This window comes from Pedobacter sp. 01N310, assembly GCF_056399805.1.
Genome location: NZ_JBFTSB010000005.1, coordinates 278255 through 297170, shown reverse-complemented (window position 1 = coordinate 297170; position 18916 = coordinate 278255). Strand labels below are relative to the sequence as shown.

The window sequence follows — 18916 nt, the reverse complement described above, 5'->3', positions numbered from 1 at the left end:
ATAGATTAAAATGAAACTTTTAATGATGCACCAAAGAACCTAACAGGAGGAGCAGTTCTAAACTCACCAAATTCACTTCCTAAATCGTTTCCGAAATTAGAAACCTCGGGATCAATAGTGTTGTTCGTTTTAGCTAACCAGGTTACAAGGTTTCTTCCAAAAACAGAGACTGATGCTCTTTGTGCGCCAACTTTGCCCACAATAGATTTAGGTAGGTTATAGCTTAAAGTGGCTTCCCTTAATTTTAAGAAAGATCTATCTAAAATACGGTTAGCATAAGCATCAGCCTTATTTGATGTATGGTAGTAAAAATCGTCGGTATTGGCTTCGGTAATAGGAGTAGTGTTTTCTACGTATGTACCGTTAGCTAATTTTTGAACAGAATTAGGAACAATAAACGGACGGCGATCATTATAAGTCGTCTTTTCATCTGCACCCACGAAGTTTAATAAATCGGCTGTTCCTGAATAAAACACACCACCTTTATGCCAATCTAACGTAAATGAAAGTGAAAAATCTTTATAACGGAACTGATTACTCAATCCCATTACGAAGTCTGGCACCGTTGATCCAAAACTTACGTTTTCAGAAGAATATACTGGATATCCGTTTGAATCAACAATAACCTGACCTGTTGGACTATAAGTACGTGTAGGCGCTTCAATAATACCTAATGGTTGACCAACACGGGCTACAAACTGCGCATCATAAGCCGAATTTAAAACGACCTTATCTAGTCCGATCGGCAATTCGGTTACTTTACTGTTTTCTTTTGTAAACGTGTAATTTAAATTCCAGTCAATATCCGTTGTTTTGATTGGTTTAATATTTACGGCAATTTCTACGCCCTTGTTACGAACCGAACCAAAGTTTACAATGTATGATGAATAGCCCGTTGCTGGATCAATAGGCAATGGGATAATTTGATCTTTTCTTAATTTATTGTAATAAGTTGCATCGATTCCAATACGATCCTTTAAAAACCTAATCTCAGCACCCAACTCTACCTCTTTAACACGTTCTGGTTTAAAGTTATTACTGTTCAACTGGTTAGAGATTGAGTAGCCTGGTACACCAAAAACAGGAAAAGTTAAGGTTCCAAAGCCTAAAGGAACGGATGTTCTTGTGGCGCTGTTAAATACACGATAAGGATCTGTATCACTTCCTGTTTCGCCATAACTTGCTCTAAATTTTAAAAAGCTGATGGGTGTTTTGGTTAAATCTATGGCTTGAGAAGCGATGAAAGCTAAACTCGAAGCAGGGTAGAAGTAATTATTGTTGTTCTGTGGAAGTGTTGACGACCAATCGTTTCTACCTGTTAGTGTTAAATATAGGTATTTGTTGTAACCTAGTGTTGCGGATGCATACGCGCCAAATAAGCGGCGATGTGATTCTGCACTTGTTGATGTTGGTTTGTTTGCTGAGTTATTAATCTGATAAAAACCTGGTATTGCTAAATCTTCGATACCCGTAGTCAATACCCTTGAACCACGATCATTGTAGTTAACACCAATTAAACCATCTAAATCGAAGTGGCTATTTAATTCTGTGTTAAATAGTGCATTTAATTTCGAATCGTACTCAAACGTTTTTACAGATCCATCGATTACATCACCGGCATCTGCTGCTCTCGAAGAACCTTCAATGTTCCCACCTGCATTATAACTACCTGGGCTCGGTGCATTTTTATTATGCCAGATTTTGCTAATGGCATTATCAATATCAGCACCTTGTTGGAATTGAAAACTTAACCAGCTTGCTGCTTTGTAATTCAAATTAATATTTCCATACACGCGGTCACTCTTGTACCTACTTCCATTCTCATAAATAGAGTAATAAGGATTTTCTGCATAAGGAGTAAAATAATTGTCAACGTTAAAGAATTTGTTTTTATAATCTTGAAGATCTTTAATTGGAATATCGCCAGGGATCTGTAGGATATCTTCATAAAATGAAGAACCGATACCTGAATTGCCACCTCCCTGATTGATAAATTTTGTAGTTTTACCAACATAGTTTAAAGATGCATCAGCGGAGAAATTTCCGTATTTGGTTGATCCTTTTAAGGTAAAGTTGTTTCTTTTATACGAATCATTATCAGACGGAAGATAGCCATTGCTGTAAATATTACCATAAGAAAAATAAGCCGTACTATTGTCATTTCCTCCACTCAAGGCAATATTATTATTTAACTCTATACCTGTAGTTAACGCATCCCTAACATTGTTTTTAATGAATGAAAAAGGTTTTAACAATTGAGAGTTATCAACTATTGCGCCCCATGATCTCAGTTGACCATCATATTTTGGACCCCAGTTACCATTCTCAGAAGGAATGTAAGTACCATCCCAGCCCTGCCCGAATTGATCTTGAAGCTTATAAACAGATGCTACATTGGTTAAAGTAGTAGCTGTAGAAAGATCTACCTTCAATTTGCCTGCTGCTCCTTTTTTAGTTGTAACAATCAAAACACCGTTCGATCCACGTGAACCATATAAGGCTGTTGCTGCTGATCCTTTTAAAATACTGATACTTTCTATGTTATTTGGATCAATATCATTTGCATTGTTACCAAAATCGTAATTGTTATCAGAACCTGCCGTCGAATTATCCAACGGAACTCCATCAACAACATATAAAGGCTGGTTACTTCCCGTTATGGAAGAATAACCTCTTAAAATAACCTTAGTTGATCCACCTGGCGCACCAGATGTGTTGGAAATATTTACCCCTGCAACTTTACCCTGCAAACCGCCAAATAAACTTGCTGGTGCAGATGCATTCACCTCTGCCGATTTTAAGGTACTTTGAGAATAACCCAAAGTTTTTGTGGCCTTGTTAACGCCCAAAGCAGTTACTACAACCTCGCCTAATGCTTTAGAATCAGTAGTTAGAACAGCATTAATTACGTTTGAGCTTCCGATCGGCTTGGTTTGAGATGTAAATCCAATAGAAGAGAATTCTATTGTTTTAGCATCTGATGAAACTCTAATGGAGAATTTCCCATTCGAATCGGTAGAGGTGCCACCAGCAGCCCCCTGAATTTTTACGCTTACTCCAGGAATTGGTAGTTTGTCTTCTAAAGACGTAACTGTTCCTGTGATTGTTCGATCCTGTGCCATTACGTTTACCGTAAAAAACATGAGGATGAACAAACTCTGTAGAAGTTTTTTCATAGTAGAAATAGGTTAGTTAATGTATTAAAATTTATGCTAAATTAGAGTTAGTTAACTCCTGAAGCAAATTTATTTTAACTATTTTTAACTAATGGCATCTTAAATGCCCCCTGAGGCCCATTTCACAGGCGTAACTTTTTTATGCTAATTAAACTTTTAACTAAAAATCTAGTAATCAGCGCCTGTTTTCAAGTACGGTTGTTAATATCCACAAAAAATTATATTCTCAAATAGGGTTTTTCCACCCTCCCAGAAGTTTCTAAACAGCGGGTCGTTAGCCAAATAAACTACTTTGCCCCGCCCAAAATCTTGTACGCCGATTAAAAGCCCGGTTTTAAGCTCTTCCCTTGCTTTTTTACCCACTACACCGGCCATTAAACTTTTTTCGTTAATTAAACCCACATTCCACCCCTTAACAAAGGGCTCATAAATTTTACGGTCTGTTTTTAAACTGTAGTAGGTTTTACCCAGGCCATAAGAAAAAGGGTGACTAGCATCGAGATTGATCCGGTAAATTGCACCGGGTATGGTCGTTTCGAAATCATCTCTGTCCTTATCCCTGAAAAGGAGTTTGTTTGCCTCTGGCTTTTCATCTTTTTTTACAACCGCTTCCTTCTTTTTAATATCAAATCCTTTTTTCTCGAATACACTTTCTATAGCATCTTCCATCAAAATCAATTTTCCTCCTTTATTTATCCATGCGGTTAAACCATCACCAATAAAAGCGCTATAACCTCCATCCGGCAAGATTAAGGTGTTTACCTTATTAATATCCAGGTTATTCAGGTCCTTGACATTAATAATACTTGGTGAAAGATTTAGATCATGCTCAAGAAAAAACCAAACTTCGCCAAACGCAAGAGAAGAAACCTCCATGCCAGATACAATGGCAATTTTAGGCTGTTTTAACAATGGATAAACATTAGAGCCAAAATCCTTCCCCTTCTCTACAAAACCACTGCTAACTGCCTGAATTGGCCTGTTTAAGATTTTGGCGATCGATGTAACCTTATCTTTCATCCCTTTGATCAGTCTTTCGTTTTCTGCCCTCAACACAATTAAGGTTCCGGCAGGATAGTCCTTACCGTTTACCACAAATGGCTGATCGGCCTGTCTAACTTTTATATTTTCTTTTTGCAGCGCAGTTAAAACCTGAACATCTTCGCCTGTTCCCCAGCTAAATAACCAGGCCAGGGGCTTCTCAAGTTCATTACTGATTACCTTTGCCTCTTCAATTGCTGAATATTTCCCTTTAATACTTTCTTTACTGGCATAACCTTTTAATCCGTATACATAAGGTAGGGCCCATGCAGTAATATCATAAGTATTAGAGTCGGTTACAAGAGTTTGGGGCTCTAATAAAACGTTCGCCAAAACGGCCCTTGGCTGCTGAATATTAACAATTAAATCGTTACGGGCGATGCTAAAACTTTCCTCCTTTTGGGTATCGTAATCATAACCTCTTCCCATTTTATCACCACCAAAAGCAAATTCGATTTTGTTTTTGGTTAGCAGTTCAGCCAGTTTTTTTAAGCGTGACAAATTAGTCGCTTTTATGATATAACTTTTATAAACACCAGGGCTATTGGCTAATTCCTGCTGGAAATATTTTTTATACTCCGCTAATAACTTCTGATGATTTAAGGAAGTTACTTCAAGGGTAGACATTCCTGTTGTAAAGTGATGTGCGATGCGGTCTTTTAAGGTTAACGTATCGCCATCGTTAGTCACCACAGATAATCCGGCCCTGATTCCACCCTGCTCATAGGTCATGCCTATTGATCCATTGTATAAGGGATAAGTATCGCCATAAGATGGATATAGTAAATCAAAACGCTCTTTGGTGAAGTACTGCCAACCTTCCGCATCAAAATACCTGGCGTTGTTTTTACCTACCACTACCTGGAAACTTTTTTGCCAGGGCGTAATGTCCTGGTGAACCGGTTCTGCTGCCGGTGCAAAATAATAAGGTTCATTATAACTTTGCTCGTGAAAATCGACATGTACCTGTGGCATCCATTGGTTATACAGCGCTAACCTTTGCACGCTTTCAACCTGGGTTTGCCAGGCCCAATCGCGGTTTAGATCAAAATAATAATGGTTTGGTCTGCCGCCTGGCCATGGCTCTATGTGTTCTCTTGATAACGGATCAGCATTGGGTGTTTTACCCACCACACTATTAAAATAATTCACATAACGGTCTCTTCCATCGGGGTTTAAACAAGGGTCAATCACCACAACTGTATTTTTTAACCATTCTGTTGCAGGTTTATTAACACCCGAAACTAAGGTATAAAGCATCTTCATTGAAGTTTCGGTTGAGTTTGCCTCATTACCATGCACATTATAACTTAACCAAAGTATGGCAGGCTGATTTGTTAAATCCACACTATTATTGGTACCAGTTGCCAAAGCTAAATTGTTATTCCTAATCTGTTCGAGTTTGGTTATGTTTTCTAGTGAAGAAACAACTGCCACCATTAAAGGTCTGCCTTCATTGGTTTTACCGTATTCTATCAGTTTCATGTTTTTAGCAGAAGCCGCAGCGGTTTGTCTAAAATAATCGGTCACTTTATGGTGCGGGGTAAAGTGCGAACCCAGCTCGTATCCTAAAAAGTCGTCGGGAGATTTTACCTGAGCATGTACAAATAAAATAGAAGTAAGGGAGATTAGGCAGAACGTCAACAGTCTCTTCATGTTAAAATAATTTTACCTAATGTACTAATTTTGTTTTTTGTTAATGCGAAAGCTTAATTTTACATCATATTTTTTACCATAGGCATGATTACAACCGAAAGATTATACGATTACTACCAAGAAAACCCTGTTATTTCTACCGATACAAGAAACATTAGCCCTGGTTGTATCTTTTTTGCGCTTAAGGGAGATCTTTTTAATGCCAACGAATTTGCTGCTCAAGCTATTGAAAAAGGCGCAGCTTATGCAGTTGTAGATGAAGAAAAGTATGCCAAAAACAGTCAATGCCTATTGGTTGAAAATGTATTAAGCACTTTGCAGGATCTGGCACGTTATCACCGCAAACAATTAAATATCCCGGTAATCGGTTTAACGGGCAGTAATGGCAAAACAACCAGCAAAGAATTGGTAAATGCTGTTTTAGCAGAACGATACAAAACCTTTGCCACATTCGGCAATTTAAACAATCACATTGGTGTTCCGCTATCTATCTTGTCCATCACCGGTGAGGTGCAGATCGCGGTAATCGAAATGGGAGCAAACCATCAGAAGGAAATAGAGCTACTTTGTACCATTGCTCAGCCCACACATGGCATTATTACCAATGTTGGCATGGCACATTTAGATGGATTCGGCGGATTTGAAGGGGTAAAAAAGGGCAAAGCAGAACTTTATGCCTATTTAAAAGAAACCCATGGTTATACTTTTATCAATAGAGACAATCCATACTTGCTTGAAATGAGCACTGCCGCAGGTTTAAACAAACTGATTTATTATGGAACAGAAAACGGCAATACCATTAAAGGTAAATTAAAAAGCAGCGACCCTTTTATTGAGGTAGATTGGACCAACCATGAGGTTTCTTCTTCTGTTAAAACCAATTTAACAGGTAGTTATAATTTCGAAAACATTCTTGCTGCAATCTGTATTGGCGATTTCTTTGATATGACTCCGGATGAAATCAATTCCGGTTTATCTAATTATCAGCCAAAAAATAACCGTTCTCAGTTAACCAAAACAGAAAAGAATACGGTAATCTGCGATTTTTATAATGCAAACCCAAGCAGCATGACCGCTGCACTGAAAAATATTGTAGTATTATCGGCCGATAAAAAGACTGCTATTTTGGGTGGTATGTTTGAGCTTGGACCAGAATCTTATGGCCAGCATGAACTCATTGCGAAACAGGCTAATGAAAGCGGCTTAGATCAGCTAATTTTTATCGGGAAGGATTTCTATTCATTTAAAGACAAGTTTAAGGGCACATTTTTCGAAAGTCCGGCCGAAGCAGCCGCATATTTACAGGAAAACCCGGTTCAGGATCATTTGGTATTGTTAAAAGGATCAAGAGGAATGAAACTGGAGAGTTTGTTACAATATCTGTAGTTTCAAATCCACGAAGAGCAGTATCGGTAACTTAAACATTCTGCTGTCAGTTTGAGCTTGTCGAAGACCTCTTAATTTTCGAAATAAATAAAACATTTGTCCTTCGACAGGCTCAGGATGACAACGTTTTATTATTTCTCCCTAAGGGAATGGCATTACCTTAGAGGCGTAAAACCAAAAAAGTGCCCCGATTTAAAATCTGGACGCTTTTCTTTTTTAAATTTCTTTAAAATGTACAGGCAATTTTGCCATACACATACCTACCGCTAAAACCAAACTGGCTAACAGCTCTTGAGTACAAAAACCTACCATTCGAGGTATTGTCTAATCCCCCTGAATAATTGCCCGCAGCGTTTCCGCTCAAATTATTTTCATTATTACGCGGATCGATATATAATTTATCAGGGTAAACATCAAAAATATTATTGGCCCCAACGGTAACCGACCAGGTTTTATTTGCGGCATAACTTACCGAGAAATCTGTTATCCATTTAGGCGCAAAAGTCTGATCCAATTGCGTAGGTAAGCCGTTGGCAGCAACATTGGGATCGATAGCATTTAAATAGGTAACCTCGCCAAAACGAACTGTTCTTGCCACAAACGATAGTTTATTTACATTATAAGTTGCGGTGATATTCAGTTTGTTTTTAGGCACAGAACTTTCGAAACGGGAGCGTTCTAAACGATCGAAAAGTTTAGCCTTTAATGTAGGATCACTTTCAATTTTATCAGAACCCTGAATACTTCTCACCACGGTTTTGTTAACGTTACCAGCAACACTTAAAATTAAGCTGCTTTTTGCGCCCAAATTGAACTTATTGGTTAAAACAACATCGATACCTGCGGTATTGGTGGTAATGGCGTTGGTAAAAAACTGTACACTGTTAATTTGTGCCGCTGGATCTACCGTATTTAAAATCTGATTCACCACGCCGGTTGGCACTAAAACACCACCAGCACGTTCGCGGGCATACTGGCTGGAGAAAACAATCCGGTCGCTGATATCGATATTATAAGCATCTATGGTAAAAGTAAAAGTTTTGGCAATTCTGCCTGCTAAGCCTAAACTTCCCGATTTAGAAATTTCAGGTTTTAATGCGCCTACACCAAATTGGGCCACAATAGGATTTGCATTATTTACAGTTAAAACCTGCGTTGCATTGGTGCCTACAAACTGTGTACTCTCATTATTAAAATATTGTTGGTGTAAAGATGGTGCCCTAAATCCTGTGGAATAAGCTCCACGCAGCGAAATATCACCAAAAAGTTTAACCTTACCTGTAAATTTATACGAGAAGTTAGAACCAAAATCACTGTAATTTTCGTAACGGCCAGCAGCCCCTAAAGTTACCCGGGGCCCAAACTCGGCTTCAAGATCGGCATAAGCACCAACATTGTGCCTCGATTTATCCAATGCGTTGCTCGGTTTAAAGCCTGGGAATACCTGCGCACCTGATGCTGTAGGGGATGTTCCGATTAATCTTCCACCATTTGAATACGACAAAAGCTCACCTTCTTTGATCTGGTAATTATCTATCCTGAATTCAGCACCAAATGCCGTATTTAATGAAGTTAAAAATCCACCGTCAAAAGTGTGCTTTTTGCTTAAATCAAGATTACTGGTGTTTTGTCTGAACAACAATTCTCCTGCATAAAACGAAGTAGGACTAGTGCCTGTTGGTAATGAGGCATTTACCGTGTTGTCAATATTAAACTCAATGGTATTTTCTCCACTTGTATTACTTAGGTCGTAATCCCAAGCGCCTATTTTACCCCTCAATCCGGCTGAGAATGAATAATCATTAATCTTGGTATCGATGAAAGGCAAAAATCCATTAGGATAGATGGATAAATCAATCTGTGTTGTTTGTGTTGGCAGGCGATAAAACCCCGCGGCGCTACCTGTTTTATGGGTAAAGCCAGCTGCATAGTACAATTGAGTGGTTTTACCAAAATTAAACTGTCCGTTTAAAAAACCTCCTCCATTTTTCGAATCGGAGTTACCCACGCGCATGTTGTTTCTATCCAAGCCGTTTGCTCTTGCCCTTGCATCATCAGCAGCCTTTAAGCTTGCAAAACGGGCTTGAAAATCAGCTTCGGTTTCTGTTGAACCTTTAGTTGGGCTCGCAGAATATAATAACGGACGGGTGTCTAGGCCACCCCTGTTCGTATAGCCTCTTTGGAGGTATTGTGCTGCAAAATTGATGAAACCTTTATCATTTTTAAATGCCCATCCTTTGCTAAAATCAACCTGAAAGGTTCTGCCATCGCTAAAATCGCGCCCTAAAGCACTTGATGAAGACTGACCGAAAGAGGTAGAAAAACTATACGGTGTTACCTTTTTTAACACAATGTTGATTACTCCTGCAATGGCATCCGAACCGTACTGCGCCGCAGCACCATCACGTAGCACCTCAATGCGTTCTATTGCCGAAACCGGGATGGAGTTTAAATCGGTTCCGACAGAGCCACGCCCGAAAGTACCGTTAATGTTTACCAATGCTGTAGTATGCCTACGTTTTCCGTTTACCAGCACCAAAACCTGATCTGGTCCTAAACCGCGTAAAGATGCAGGATCAATGTGATCGGTTCCATCAGCAACGGTTTGCCGGTTAGAGCTAAAAGATGGCGCTACAAAGTTTAGAATCTGCGTTAAATCTGCCTGCGCAAATACTTTAACGTCTTTTGTAGAAATCAGATCAACAGGAACCACACTTTCGATGTTCGTTCTTGGCGTTGACCTTGATCCAACCACAACTACATCACTTAACAGTTCTTTCGCATCCTGCAATGCAAAATCCATCGTTTTTACGGCATTATCGATCTGAACAGCTACTTCGGCCGTTTGGTAGCCTGTAAAAGAAATCCTCACTTTATAAGCCCCGGGCGAAGGAAATTTTAAGGCATAGAGCCCATTTCCATCAGATGATGTTCCAATTTTTGAGCCAACTACCTGAACTGTAGCACCTGGAATAGCTAAGCCTGCAGAATCGGTTACCTTACCCTTTAAGCCTTGGGCAAATAATTGAGGAGAAATTAAAATGAGGAGAAGGGGTAGGATGTTTTTGAGTAAAATTCGTATCATAGTTCATAGGTTTATAAACAATAATAACAATTTTATTACAAATATGTAGTGAGAAAGCTAACTTTTCCAAATAAAATTCCGAAAAATACACTCAAATACAAATAAACAATGACAATGGGTTAAATAATCAATAAAATGCTAAGTCAAAACAAAACTTATTTTGCCTCTTCAACCAATAAACCAGCATCACTTACCTCTAAAAGTGGATTATCGCGCATATTCTGCTCGATTTCGATCTCAAACTTACCATTTCGGGGAAAATGATAGTTAGTTAACATCGGCAGGGTATAACTAAATACATTCCCAGAACCACTGCCCAACCATTCGCCATCATTTTTGGCGAGTTTGTATTGATAACGCCGCGTTATCATCTTTTTGCCATCTTTAAAATGGGCAAGGATAAAAATATTGGCATATTTATAATCGGCGGTATGTCTAAGCTTAAAATAAATGTTGTAGGCCTTAGTATTATCCTTAACCTCAAACAGTGTCGAAATATGGTTACGGTAGGTCCACCTGCGGTTGGCAATTTCTACATTACTATCAATTACGCTGCGTGTACAGCTAACAAATAGCGAAGTAATGAATAAAAAGCCAAGCAAAATTATTTGCTTTTTATTCAGCAGCAGGTTTATTTTCTGAGCCATTATTATTGTTTCGGCGGTTATTGTTTTTCCTACGGTTATTTCTGTTTTTATTTTTGCTCTGCTCTGGCTTAACACCCTCGGCCGCCACATTTCCTTCAGCTTTTACTACAGGCTTTTGCGCTTGTGGCTGCTGTTGTTTCGGCTTATTGTTTTGAGGTTTTGGCCCGTTTACATGCTGTGGTTTAGGTACTGCCTGTTGTGGCTTTGGTCCATTAGGCTGTTGTTTGCCGCCTTGTTGAGCTTTCTGCGCGCCCTGTTGAGGTTGCTGAGTTCTATTATTAGGGCCTGCATTTTTCTCTCCGATAGGAATTCTTTCTCTTTTATTTTGGTTGTTGTTGCGGCTGTTTTTCTGATTATTGTTTTTGTTCTGGTTGTTTTTACCCCTCGAGCGTTCATCTAAACGGGTTAAACTATCCTGACCAACTACATTTTCATAATCGAAAGGTTTTTCTACTACAACCGGCGCAGCAATCTGAACGGCCTCTTCTTTTAAGTTAGGCGCTTTTTTGCCCGCCTTGTTCATTGCCATGATCTCTTTTACGCGCGCAGCTTTAACAGGAATCCAGTTTTCATCACCCTGGTAACTGAACCACATGATTTTTTTGAAAATGTCGGTTTTTTGGTGACGGGCGTAACCAGCCTCAGTATCAAGGTTTTCAATTCTATCGGGAATATCTTTTAAAGCATCCAAATAGGTATCTAGCTCATAATTTAAACAGCATTTTAATTTACCGCATTGCCCTGCAAGCTTTAAAGTATTTAGTGATAAATTTTGATAACGCGCCGCAGCAGTAGATACGGTTTTGAAATTGGTTAACCAGGTTGAGCAACATAATTCTCTACCGCAGGAGCCAATTCCGCCTAAACGGCCAGCTTCCTGACGCATCCCAATCTGGCGCATTTCAATCCTGATACGGAAACTCTCTGCCATTTTTTTAATGAGCTCACGGAAATCCACACGTCCATCTGCTGTATAAAAGAAAGTGGCTTTGGTTTTGTCGGCCTGATAATCTACATCACTGATTTTCATCTGTAAACGAAGATCCAAGGCTAGTTTACGGGCTTTGTGCATAGTTTCCCACTCCATCCCTTTAGCGGCATTCCATTTTTCTACATCAGCTTCTGTAGCCTTACGGTAGATTTTTTTGGTTACCTGATCGAGCGCCGTTTTACGGCGTTTCATCTGGATCCTTACCAGTTCGCCCGTAAGCGAAACGTGCCCCACATCAAAACCACCAGTTGGTCCTTCAACGGCAACAAGTTCTCCAATTTCGAGATAAATGTTATCATTATTAAGGAAAAACTCTTTGCGTGAGCCTTTAAATTTGATTTCTGTAACCTGAAAAGGTTTATAATTAGAAGGCATATCCAAATTAGATAGCCAATCGTGAACTTCCATTGTTTGGCAACCACCGGTGCCGCATGAGCCATTACTTTTGCATCCATTAGGGGTGCAACCACCACCTGTTGAACAACTTCCACATCCCATATTAATTATATATATATTGAGTCCCCGCGGGGAGCGTTTTAAACTTGATAATTTTTACCAATTGTAAAGATACATCTAAAAACAGAATTTTCGGGTTTGCGTTTCTTTCAATGTGGTAATGTGCCTTTTCCAGTTCGCCTATTATAGCCTCTGCCATAGGCAAGGTGAGTACGTGTGTACTGAGTTTTTTAGCCGTTTCGAAGGTTAGGGGGGGTAATTTCACCAATTCTTCAGCACCACTTAAAATTAAACAGCATTCGCGTAAATAATTTACGCCATATTTTAAAAAATTCTTCTGGTTTTCTCTTCCCCACTTCGCTGCCTCGTCGGTAAATTCGATCAGATCGGGAACTTTGTTGCCAAAACCCATCCTCAACCAAGCAGTAAATGTACCCGAACTATCACTTTGCGTATCGGCAGCCAGTGCTTTTGCCTCAATTAAATTTCCATCGGCCAAAAATGAGTAATCAATAGCCTGGTGCTCGCTTAATCCCCTCGCATTCAATAAATATCCGGTTACCTCTTCTGACGAAAGTTTTGGGATTTTCACAATTTGCGTTCTGGATAAAATGGTGGTTAAAATCTGATCCTGGCTTTGTGCAATTAAAATAAATAAAGTATTTGCGGGTGGCTCTTCAATTAATTTAAGCAGCGCATTTCCGGCTTTATCCAAATATTCGGGCAGCCACATAATTAAAACCTTGGTTTCGGCTTCGAAGGCTTTATAACTTAGTTTTTTAATAATATCGTGGCATTCGGCAATATTAATATTAGCCTGTTTATTAGCTGCATCGAGTTTAGAACGCCAGATATCCATATCGAAATAAGGGTCATGCATTAACATACCCCGCCATTCTTCCAACACATCTACAGCTGTTTTTACACTCGCAGAAGCAAAAAAAGGATAGGAGAAATGGAGATCGGGATGAATTAAACGTTCGTATTTTCTACAGCTCGAGCATTCGCCACAACTATCATTTTCGCCTTTGTTAAGGCAATTAATGTATTGTGCGTAGGCAATAGCCAGCGGTACAGCGCCAGAACCAGCAGGCGACAAAAACAGTTGCGCATGGCTAATGCGGTTTTCCTTAACCGTTTGCACCAATTGTTGCTTCACTCTTTCCTGTCCGATGATTTCTTTAAACTGCATTTGGTGCAAAATAAGAAATAGATATGAGATTCACAGCCTCGTCATTCTGAACTTGCTTCAGAATCTGTATTTTTTAGATTAAAACGACATTTTATTTTTTAGAAAAGCTGGTTCCGGTAATGCTTTTGTTCGGTTCAGCCCCTCTTTCCGCTATATCCCAAATTGAACTAATTTGGGGATGCCGCTGCAATAGGGTTTTGATTGGTTCTGAAGAAGCCTTTTTGCTAAAAAACCCATTTCCTAAAAAACCTTACCTTTGGCTTTATTTTTTTAAACGGGCTAAACGCTTTACGTCAAACACCCAACGCTTAACTATTTTTATGGCACGGATCCTCGCATTTGATTACGGAACAAAACGCATCGGTATCGCGGTAACCGATCCCTTGCAGATTATCGCGACAGGACTGGATACGGTGCATCCGAAAGATGTGATCGAATATGTTAAAAAGTATATGCTCACCGAGCAGGTGGAGGCTTTTGTATTGGGCGATCCTAAACAGATGGACGGCTCTCCGTCTGATTCGGCACAACATGTAAAGGGCTTTGCTACACTGCTAAAAAAATCATTCCCCGATATCCCAAGACATTGGGTTGATGAGCGCTTTACCTCTAAACTTGCCCATCAGGCCATTATGCAAAGTGGCCTAAAAAAAATGGACAGAAGAGATAAAGATCGGGTTGATACCATTGCCGCAACCATCATTTTACAATATTTTATGGAAAGTAACCGTTTATAACCAACAAATGAGCCTAATAAACGACGATTTACAGGATTTACTAATTGCCTATTGCGAACCTGAGAGCGAATTGCTTCAACAGATAGACCGCGAAACCAATCTTAAAGTTTTAATGCCCCGCATGTTATCTGGCCACTATCAGGGCCGGGTTTTAAGCATGCTGAGCAAAATGATTTCCCCTAAAAGAATTTTAGAAATCGGCACTTTTACCGGTTATGCTACTTTATGCCTTGCTGAAGGTTTAACCAAAGATGGCCTGTTGTATACGCTGGATATTAATGAGGAATTGGAAGATATGGTGCGCCGTAACTTTGCGCAATCTGCATTTAATGATCAGATCAACTATATCTTAGGCGATGCCACCACCACAATAGCGGGTTTAGACGAAGTTTTCGACATTGTTTTTATCGATGCCGACAAGAAAAATAATGGCACTTATTACGATATGATTTTTGATCGCGTTCGTCCAGGCGGGGTTATCATTGTGGATAATGTATTATGGAGTGGAAAAGTACTGCAGGAGAAACAGGATAAAGACACCAGAAATATTACTAGTTTTAATGATAAAATAGCTGCAGATGAACGGGTTGAGAAACTGATATTACCTGTTCGCGATGGTTTGTTTGTGATCAGGAAGAAAGCTTAACATATAGTGGTTAATCGGTTAATTGTTTTAATCGGTTAATCGTACAGTTAACCAATTAAACAATTTGTACAGTTAACCATGACTAAAAAAATCTTTACTTTTTGTCTGCTCCTTTTAACAGGGATTGTTGCAAGAGCGCAAGATACGGAAGAATATATTGCAGAGCACGTAGAATATGCACAGGGTTTAATGCACGATCATAAAATTCCAGCCAGCGTTATTTTAGCTGTTGCCATACACGAATCGGCTGCAGGAAACAGTAAAATCGCACAACACCTTAATAATCATTTTGGAGTAAAAGGCCCGAATAACAATGCCGAAATCCGTTCATCCTATCGCGATTATTTAAATGCGGATGAATCTTACAGCCATTTTGTAGAAATTATGGAAACCCGCAAGCCTTTTAATAATCTTTTCGAAAAATACGATCAATACGATTACAAAGGCTGGGCTTACGGAATCCGCCGTTGCGGTTATGCCAGCAGTAGAAGCTGGGCCAGCCAGGTAATTGGCTTAATTAAAAAATACGAACTCTACCAATATGATGAAAGGCCAGAAGGATATGAAGAGCCTGTTTATGCAGCGCCAGTTCACCACCGCAGCAAAAGCAGAAGAACAGCCAAAACTTATACCGTAAAATCTGGAGACAACCTAAGAATAATTGCAAAAAAGAAAGGCACCACCGTTAAAGCCCTGATGCAAAAAAACGGCATAAAAAAAGCGAACTTAAAACCAGGACAGAAGTTGAAGTTTTGAGTCCGGGGTCATGAACCAAAGTCGATAAAGCCATACAGTTAACCAATTCCAACAATTAACCGATTAAACAAATCATAACATCAATGCGTTCATTCAGCCATTACATCCTTATAGCAGCAACCCTCATATTTTTTAGCTCTTGCGGTACGCGGAAATTTTCTAAAAACAACAAGCAAATAGAAAAAGCAGCCAACAAAGCCAACAACAATTCGTACAAAAGTTACAATACTTTAAGTTACATTGATGAGTTTAAAGGAGTGGCAGTTGAAGAAATGAATGCAAACGGAATCCCTGCAAGTATTACATTGGCGCAGGGAATTTTAGAATCGGGCAGTGGAAATAGCGACCTGGCTAAATACGCCAACAATCATTTTGGTATTAAATGTACATTAGACTGGAAGGGAAAAAACTACTTCCGGGACGATGATCAAAAAAACGACTGTTTTAGGGTGTATAAGGATGCGCGCGAATCTTTCAGGGATCACTCTGAGTTTTTAAAGCGCAAACGTTATAGCTTCCTTTTCCAGTTGGATAAGAACGATTACAAAAGTTGGGCGCAGGGATTAAAAACAGCCGGATATGCCACCAATCCAAAATATCCAGATTTATTGATCAATACCATCGAAAAATACCAGCTTTACCAATACGATCAACCGGAAAGCGAAAAGCAAAAGATTGCCAGGGAGGATCGTGTCTTTTCAGAAATCAATCAGAATATTCCGCAGGAAAAGGCTAAATTTACACCAGTACCCCCTCCCCCTGCTGCAGCTAAACCCATTCTTGCCGATGGTACTTATACCGTTGTTAAAGGAGATACACTCTACAATATTGCAAAACGTTTTAATTTAACGGTTGATCAGTTAAAAATGCTGAACGAAATGAGTACCGACGCCATTAAACTGGGTCTGATACTTAAGGTTAAATAATGTTAAGTACAAGCATAGCCTGCCAGATATTTGTAGTTTTGTAGCTTAATGAAATTTTTTCTTCCCTTTATACTTGCTTTCGGCTTCTCTACGTTGCTTCATGCACAGAATAAACCTGTGCAGGGAATTGTTATTGATAAAGAAACAAAGCAGCGTTTGGCCAAGGTTTATATTTATAACATCCGTACAGGTGATGGTTTATACAACAATACCAAAGGTGAGTTTAGCACCTTTGCGCTGCCTGGCGACACCTTAGTTGCAGCTTTATCGGGCTATGGAGTAGATACTATTGTTTTTAAGGGACAAACTGCCGCATACTTTCAACTCAGATCGTTGGGCATAAGACTGCGCGATGTACTTATTCAACAAAAAAGATTAAGTCCGCAGCAGCAATACGAAAAAAATGTTCAGGAATATCGTTACCAAACCATGAAAGGAAGTAGTAAAGATTTATTAAACTTAGGTAACGGCGGTGTTGGTTTAGGTATCGATGCGATCTATAATCTGTTAAGCAAGCAAGGAAGAAATGCCCGCCACCTTCAAAAAATTTTAGAAAAAGACTATCGTGAAGACCTGATCGATTATCGTTTCAGCGCCAGTCTGGTTAGTCAGGTATTAGGCATAAAAGATGCTGAGCTCATTGATTTTATGCAGCAATACCGCCCAACTTATCAGTTTGTGCTCGATGCTACTGATTATTCTTTTAACCAGTTTATCAGAAATGCCTATAAAAGCTACAGGTTAAACCCCAAAGCACTGCAATTGCCTCCATTGCCTAAAATAACCATCGATAAGCTGTGAAAGCGCCAATTATCATCGTTAAAAAACTTCCGGCAGCGGGCATGGCAATCTTTCCATTTATCCTGTTAAAATCGCCGCGGTTTAAAAGTGATCCAATCATTATTAACCACGAAAAAATCCATTTACGCCAGCAATTAGAATTGCTTATTTTCCCTTTTTATATTTTATATCTGGTTAACTACCTGCTTAATCTTATTAAATGCCGGAACCATGATTTAGCCTACCGTAACATCGTTTTTGAGCAGGAAGCCTATGAAAATGAAAATGATTTAAATTACCTAAAAAAGGGTAATTGGTACGGCTGGTTTAAAAAGATCTGAAACAATAGTTTTCACCTTCAATTCAATTGTCAATCTGACAATCATTTTGTTAAATGCTTTTTATCTCTAAAATTTTTCGTTTTCTTTGTAGGCAATGAAGAACTGTTTAGCTGCCATAATCCTGATTCTAAGTTTCTGCTCTACAAAATTATATGCACAGGAAATTGATACTATTCCGATCAATACAAAAGACCTGAATATAAAGTTAAAGCGTAGTCCTTTGCCGAGCAGACAAGGACCATTAAACTTTGAACCGGTAAAAATTAAGCCTTTGGTGGTAAACGCCAAGATTAATTATTGGAAAACAAGAACCAACATCGGTATCAATGTTAATCAGGCCCAGTTTAGTAACAACTGGAAAGGTGGGGGTACCAACTCTGTGGCTGTTGGTGGCTTGCTAAACTGGAAAGCAGAATATAATAAAAACAGCTATAGCTATATCAGTGAACTTGTTTTGCAATATGGTAAAATCAAAAATAAAGATCAGCTGCAAAAGAAAACCAACGACCGTATTTTTTGGGACAATAAAGCGTCTTTCCAACTCTCTAAAAGCTGGTTCTTTTTCGGATCGATAAGTTTTGAATCTCAGTTTGATAAAGGCTTCAGATACTTTAGGGATGGGAATGGAGATGAACAACAGGTTTTGATTTCTAAATTTATGGCACCAGGCTATTTAACCGAATCAATCGGTTTTGAGTACAAGCCTGTTAAATATTTCTCTACACGGATCGGTACAGGTACAGCCAGACAAACTTTTGTTCTCGATACCGCGGTATACGACGGTAAAAATGAGGTTTACGCAGTAGAAAAAGGGAAAAACTTTAAAAACGAACTGGCTTTTCAGATCGTGAGTGCTTTCGATAAGGATATTTTCACCAATACAAACCTAAAAGCGCGATATGCCATGTTCATTCCTTATAAAGATTTTAAGGCAAGTAAAATCGACCACAGGTTAGACATTGCTTTAACAGCAAAAATTAACCGTTTTATGAACACCAGTTTAACTGGGGTACTTTTATTTGATGATGATACAGGCACAAACAAAATACAGGCGAACCAAACTTTAGCGCTGGGTTTTGGCTTTACCTTCCCCAGATAGG

General features: G+C 39.1%; 14 protein-coding genes. 8 read left to right on the top strand and 6 right to left on the bottom strand.

The genetic code is table 11. From position 1 onward, the window contains the following. Positions 1-5: 5 nt before the first annotated feature. Both AC1DNH_RS13115 and AC1DNH_RS13110 read right to left on the bottom strand, forming a co-directional pair. Positions 6-3176, bottom strand: coding sequence for a SusC/RagA family TonB-linked outer membrane protein (locus tag AC1DNH_RS13115; RefSeq protein WP_477607923.1), 3171 nt, complete (start codon positions 3174-3176; stop codon positions 6-8). A gap of 201 nt (positions 3177-3377) precedes the next feature. After that, positions 3378-5873 (bottom strand): M14 family metallopeptidase, encoded by a 2496-nt coding sequence (locus AC1DNH_RS13110; RefSeq protein WP_477580649.1) that lies wholly within the window; start codon positions 5871-5873, stop codon positions 3378-3380. Positions 5874-5957: 84 nt separating this feature from the next. Between AC1DNH_RS13110 and AC1DNH_RS13105 the strand changes: the two genes are divergently transcribed. Then, on the top strand, positions 5958-7259 hold the full coding sequence (locus AC1DNH_RS13105) for a UDP-N-acetylmuramoyl-tripeptide--D-alanyl-D-alanine ligase (RefSeq protein WP_477580648.1): 1302 nt from the start codon (positions 5958-5960) through the stop codon (positions 7257-7259). Between the two features lie 226 nt (positions 7260-7485). On the opposite strand, the gene AC1DNH_RS13100 is transcribed toward AC1DNH_RS13105, so the two are convergent. The 4 genes from AC1DNH_RS13100 to AC1DNH_RS13085 form a co-directional block, all read right to left on the bottom strand. Next, on the bottom strand, positions 7486-10344 hold the full coding sequence (locus tag AC1DNH_RS13100; protein ID WP_477580646.1) for a TonB-dependent receptor: 2859 nt from the start codon (positions 10342-10344) through the stop codon (positions 7486-7488). Between the two features lie 155 nt (positions 10345-10499). Continuing rightward, positions 10500-10991, bottom strand: coding sequence for a gliding motility lipoprotein GldH (locus AC1DNH_RS13095; protein ID WP_477580644.1), 492 nt, complete (start codon positions 10989-10991; stop codon positions 10500-10502). After that, complete coding sequence (locus AC1DNH_RS13090; RefSeq protein ID WP_477580642.1) at positions 10960-12480, bottom strand: PSP1 domain-containing protein; 1521 nt, start codon at positions 12478-12480, stop codon at positions 10960-10962. Before AC1DNH_RS13090 ends, AC1DNH_RS13095 begins: the two co-directional genes overlap by 32 nt. 1 nt (position 12481) lies before the next feature. Continuing rightward, positions 12482-13630 carry a DNA polymerase III subunit gene (locus tag AC1DNH_RS13085; RefSeq protein WP_477625426.1) on the bottom strand — a complete coding sequence of 383 codons (1149 nt, stop codon included), beginning with the start codon at positions 13628-13630 and terminating at the stop codon, positions 12482-12484. 320 nt (positions 13631-13950) lie between these two features. Here AC1DNH_RS13085 and ruvX point away from each other — a divergent pair, with 320 nt between their 5' ends. From ruvX to AC1DNH_RS13050, 7 genes are all read left to right on the top strand, one after another. After that, positions 13951-14367 carry a Holliday junction resolvase RuvX gene (gene ruvX, locus AC1DNH_RS13080; protein WP_025141594.1) on the top strand — a complete coding sequence of 139 codons (417 nt, stop codon included), beginning with the start codon at positions 13951-13953 and terminating at the stop codon, positions 14365-14367. A gap of 7 nt (positions 14368-14374) precedes the next feature. Further along, on the top strand, positions 14375-15013 hold the full coding sequence (locus AC1DNH_RS13075) for an O-methyltransferase (protein ID WP_215165355.1): 639 nt from the start codon (positions 14375-14377) through the stop codon (positions 15011-15013). A 78-nt stretch (positions 15014-15091) separates the two neighbouring features. Next, positions 15092-15769 carry a glucosaminidase domain and LysM peptidoglycan-binding domain-containing protein gene (locus tag AC1DNH_RS13070; RefSeq protein WP_477610503.1) on the top strand — a complete coding sequence of 226 codons (678 nt, stop codon included), beginning with the start codon at positions 15092-15094 and terminating at the stop codon, positions 15767-15769. Positions 15770-15852: 83 nt separating this feature from the next. Continuing rightward, a complete protein-coding gene (locus tag AC1DNH_RS13065) occupies positions 15853-16695 on the top strand; it encodes a glucosaminidase domain-containing protein (protein WP_477610502.1) in 843 nt (280 codons plus the stop codon). Positions 16696-16743: 48 nt separating this feature from the next. Then, positions 16744-17496, top strand: coding sequence for a hypothetical protein (locus AC1DNH_RS13060; RefSeq protein WP_477579320.1), 753 nt, complete (start codon positions 16744-16746; stop codon positions 17494-17496). After that, positions 17493-17816, top strand: coding sequence for a hypothetical protein (locus AC1DNH_RS13055; protein WP_477579318.1), 324 nt, complete (start codon positions 17493-17495; stop codon positions 17814-17816). The genes AC1DNH_RS13060 and AC1DNH_RS13055 overlap by 4 nt, the downstream gene beginning before the upstream one ends. A gap of 94 nt (positions 17817-17910) precedes the next feature. Beyond that, complete coding sequence (locus AC1DNH_RS13050; protein ID WP_477579316.1) at positions 17911-18915, top strand: DUF3078 domain-containing protein; 1005 nt, start codon at positions 17911-17913, stop codon at positions 18913-18915. Position 18916: the final 1 nt, after the last annotated feature.

What these genes read in the sequence shown, in the direction of transcription:
- AC1DNH_RS13110 (WP_477580649.1), bottom strand. Translation starts at nt 5,873, where the DNA reads ATGAAGAGACTGTTGACGTTCTGCCTAATCTCCCTTACTTCTATTTTA.
- AC1DNH_RS13060 (WP_477579320.1), top strand. Translation starts at nt 16,744, where the DNA reads ATGAAATTTTTTCTTCCCTTTATACTTGCTTTCGGCTTCTCTACGTTG.
- AC1DNH_RS13090 (WP_477580642.1), bottom strand. Translation starts at nt 12,480, where the DNA reads ATGGGATGTGGAAGTTGTTCAACAGGTGGTGGTTGCACCCCTAATGGA.
- AC1DNH_RS13050 (WP_477579316.1), top strand. Translation starts at nt 17,911, where the DNA reads ATGAAGAACTGTTTAGCTGCCATAATCCTGATTCTAAGTTTCTGCTCT.
- ruvX (WP_025141594.1), top strand. Translation starts at nt 13,951, where the DNA reads ATGGCACGGATCCTCGCATTTGATTACGGAACAAAACGCATCGGTATC.
- AC1DNH_RS13070 (WP_477610503.1), top strand. Translation starts at nt 15,092, where the DNA reads ATGACTAAAAAAATCTTTACTTTTTGTCTGCTCCTTTTAACAGGGATT.
- AC1DNH_RS13100 (WP_477580646.1), bottom strand. Translation starts at nt 10,344, where the DNA reads ATGATACGAATTTTACTCAAAAACATCCTACCCCTTCTCCTCATTTTA.
- AC1DNH_RS13105 (WP_477580648.1), top strand. Translation starts at nt 5,958, where the DNA reads ATGATTACAACCGAAAGATTATACGATTACTACCAAGAAAACCCTGTT.
- AC1DNH_RS13095 (WP_477580644.1), bottom strand. Translation starts at nt 10,991, where the DNA reads ATGGCTCAGAAAATAAACCTGCTGCTGAATAAAAAGCAAATAATTTTG.
- AC1DNH_RS13065 (WP_477610502.1), top strand. Translation starts at nt 15,853, where the DNA reads ATGCGTTCATTCAGCCATTACATCCTTATAGCAGCAACCCTCATATTT.
- AC1DNH_RS13085 (WP_477625426.1), bottom strand. Translation starts at nt 13,630, where the DNA reads ATGCAGTTTAAAGAAATCATCGGACAGGAAAGAGTGAAGCAACAATTG.
- AC1DNH_RS13115 (WP_477607923.1), bottom strand. Translation starts at nt 3,176, where the DNA reads ATGAAAAAACTTCTACAGAGTTTGTTCATCCTCATGTTTTTTACGGTA.
- AC1DNH_RS13075 (WP_215165355.1), top strand. Translation starts at nt 14,375, where the DNA reads ATGAGCCTAATAAACGACGATTTACAGGATTTACTAATTGCCTATTGC.